The following is a 2,599-nucleotide window of genomic DNA, read 5'->3' on the forward strand; positions in this document are numbered from 1 at the left end:
CACCGCACCAGCGCCGACGCGGCCCGCAGCAGTTCCGGCAGGTCGTCGCCGCCCGCCTGCACGGCCTGTCCTGGCGCGGCGTTCGGGCTCAGGCGGGCGCGCAGGCTGGGCGCGGCCGCGCCGTCCGGCGGGGCGGTGTCGTCTCCGGGCAGCGGCTGGCCCGGTGCCTGACCGTCCGGCGCGTCCTCGGCTGGGTCCAGAGCGTTGTTGGAGTCCGGCGCGTTGTTCGGGACGGGCGCGCGGGTGGGTTTCGGCGCGGGCGGCAGTCCGTCCCCGGTCTGCTGCGCGGCGGCGGGCGCTTTCGTTTGCGGCAGCGGCAGGCTCGGCTGCGCCGCGCCCTCTACCCGGAAGAAGGCATTGAATTCCTGGTCGAACAGCCGCGCCTGCTCGGGGCTGGCACTCAGGACCGAGCGCAGCGCCCCGCGCACCTCGCGGCGCTCCAGTACGTCTACCGCGCCCAGCGCCCGCAGCGCGTCGGCCGTCTCGCCCGGTCCGATCAGGAAGCTGTGCCGGTCCCGCAACCGCGCCGTGAACGCCGATACCTGCGCCGCCAGGTCCAGCGGGGTGACCTCACCCCCGCTCACGTGCCCGACGCCTGGCCCGACGCCTGGCCCGCCGCCTGCGCGGCCAGTCCCTGAAGCGTCGGCGCGGCCAGCAGCTGATCCTCCCGCAGTTTCAGGACCGCGCCCAGCGTCGCGCGGATGCCAGGGGCGTCCAGGTGATCGGCGTGCAGGCTGACCAGCGCCGCCGCCCAGTCCAGCGTTTCCGCCACGCCCGGCGGTTTGCCCAGCGGCAGGGCGCGCAGGGCGTGCACGGCGTCCGTGACCTGCCGCGCCAGCGTGCCGTTCACGCCCGGCAGGCGCGCGTGCACGATCGCCAGTTCCTGCGCGCGGCTGGGGTACTCGGTCCAGTGGTACAGGCAGCGGCGGCGCAGCGCGTCACTCAGTTCCCGCGAGCGGTTACTGGTCAGGATCACGTGCGGGCGCGTGCGGGCCTTGATGGTGCCCAGTTCCGGCACGGTGATCTGCCACTCGGCCAGCAGTTCCAGTAAGAAGGCCTCGAAGGCGTCGTCGGCGCGGTCCACCTCGTCGATCAGCAGCACCGGGGCGCGCTCCTCGCGGATGGCCTGCAGCAGCGGGCGGGCCATCAGAAAGCGCTCGCTGTACAGGTCCTCGTCGGTCACGTTGCCCAGCCCGCCCAGCTCGGCGGCGCGCAGGTGCAGCAGTTGCCGCGCGTAATTCCACTCGTACAGCGCCGACTGCGCGTCCAGTCCCTCGTAGCATTGCAGTCGGATCAGGCGCGTGCCGAGGGTGGCGGCCAGCGTCTTGGCGGCCTCGGTCTTTCCGACCCCGGCCGGACCTTCCAGCAGCAGCGGCTTGCCGAGCGCCATGACCAGCCGCAGCGCGGTCGCCAGGGCGTCGTCGGCCACGTACCCGCGGGTCAGGAATGCCCCTTGCAGGTCAGCGGGACTGGGCCACGGGTCCGTGGCGGGCCGCGCAGCGTTCACGCGGCCCTCGGGTCGGTGGGCAGGGGCAGGCGCGGCGCACCCGTCTGATCCGGACTCCGGTTGAAGGGTCTGAAAAACCGTTCAACCCGGGCAGGGCGAGCAGGAGAGGGGCGGGTTCCGGGCCTGGAGCTGGCAAGGCGGCGCTGTGGCAGGTTGTGAACGGACCAGCCACGGCGCCGATGACGGCAATTCTTACAAGACATGTTTCTCTCTCCTGGCGCGGCTCCAGCCGGTTCGGGCCGCGAGTTTCGGGTGCGGTGGGGCCGGTGACGGGACGGTAAGAGGCAACAGCGTGGCGTTCCACCAGAACGTTGCCCCTGATGCTCTGCACGCCGATCGCCCTGTTCTCCGGCCTGCACTTCGGCCTGCACTTCGGGCAGCGCTTCGCGCAGGCGCACCGGGACGGCGAGAACATCGTTCTGCCTGCTCTGGGCAGCCTGCTGCCCCTTCCCTGCTGCCGCAGGCCGCCCAGGTGAAGGCCGCCCAGGTGAAGGCCGCACAGGTGAAGGGACGGGCACCCCCGGCAGGATGAAAGTCACGCGCGGCTGCGGCAGACTGGGCGCAGTAACGGGCCGACGCCCACCCTCACCCACCGCACTCCCGGAGGCCCCATGAGCCGTAGCAAGACTGGCCGCACCCTGAACACCCTGATCCGCCTGGGCCGCGTCCTGACCGACGCGGACCCCACCGACGTTGGTCCCAGTGGCGCCCGCGACCCCGTGCAGACTGCCCGGCGGGCCGCCAGCAGCGTGCTGCGCGGCCCGGTCGATAGCGCCGCCGAACGCCTGCGCGCCGCTGGAACCGAGGCCCGCACCCGCCTGGGCGAGCGTGCCGACGCCCGCCTGGAACGCCTGATCACCGAACGCCGCGCCGCACAGGATGCCCGGCCCGATCCGGAGGCGCTGGCCGTGCTGGCCCGCCGCCGCGCGGAACGCGAGGCCCGCGTGGCCCGCATCCGCGCCCGCGAGACGCTGCTGGCCCTGGCCCAGACGCCCGCGCAGCGGCAGGTACTGGCTGCCGTGGCCGCTGCGACTCCCTGGGCGGGCGGCGCGCCGGACACCGAACTGCGCTACACGGCGCTGCTCGACCGCC

3 protein-coding genes and 1 pseudogene are annotated in these 2,599 nt (G+C 73.6%); 2 read left to right on the forward strand and 2 right to left on the reverse strand.

Going from position 1 to position 2,599, the window contains the following annotated elements:
• Together QZ271_RS14210 and QZ271_RS14215 are read right to left on the reverse strand one after the other, a co-directional pair.
• A pseudogene (locus tag QZ271_RS14210) lies at positions 1–584 on the reverse strand (hypothetical protein); the annotation flags it as partial.
• Positions 581–1,507, reverse strand: a complete 927-nt coding sequence (locus QZ271_RS14215; RefSeq protein WP_291432580.1) for a MoxR family ATPase — start codon at positions 1,505–1,507, stop codon at positions 581–583. The pseudogene QZ271_RS14210 and the gene QZ271_RS14215, both read right to left, overlap by 4 nt.
• Before the next feature lie 320 nt (positions 1,508–1,827).
• Here QZ271_RS14215 and QZ271_RS14220 point away from each other — a divergent pair, with 320 nt between their 5' ends.
• Positions 1,828–1,983, forward strand: a complete 156-nt coding sequence (locus QZ271_RS14220; protein ID WP_291432582.1) for a hypothetical protein — start codon at positions 1,828–1,830, stop codon at positions 1,981–1,983.
• Between the two features lie 135 nt (positions 1,984–2,118).
• On the forward strand, positions 2,119–2,599 hold a 481-nt coding region (locus tag QZ271_RS14225), incomplete at its 3' end, for a hypothetical protein (RefSeq protein ID WP_291432584.1).

The sequence above is a fragment of the Deinococcus sp. genome (assembly GCF_018260555.1).
Classification (GTDB): Bacteria; Deinococcota; Deinococci; order Deinococcales; family Deinococcaceae; genus Deinococcus.

What these genes read in the sequence shown, in the direction of transcription:
- QZ271_RS14220 (WP_291432582.1), top strand. Translation starts at nt 1,828, where the DNA reads ATGCTCTGCACGCCGATCGCCCTGTTCTCCGGCCTGCACTTCGGCCTG.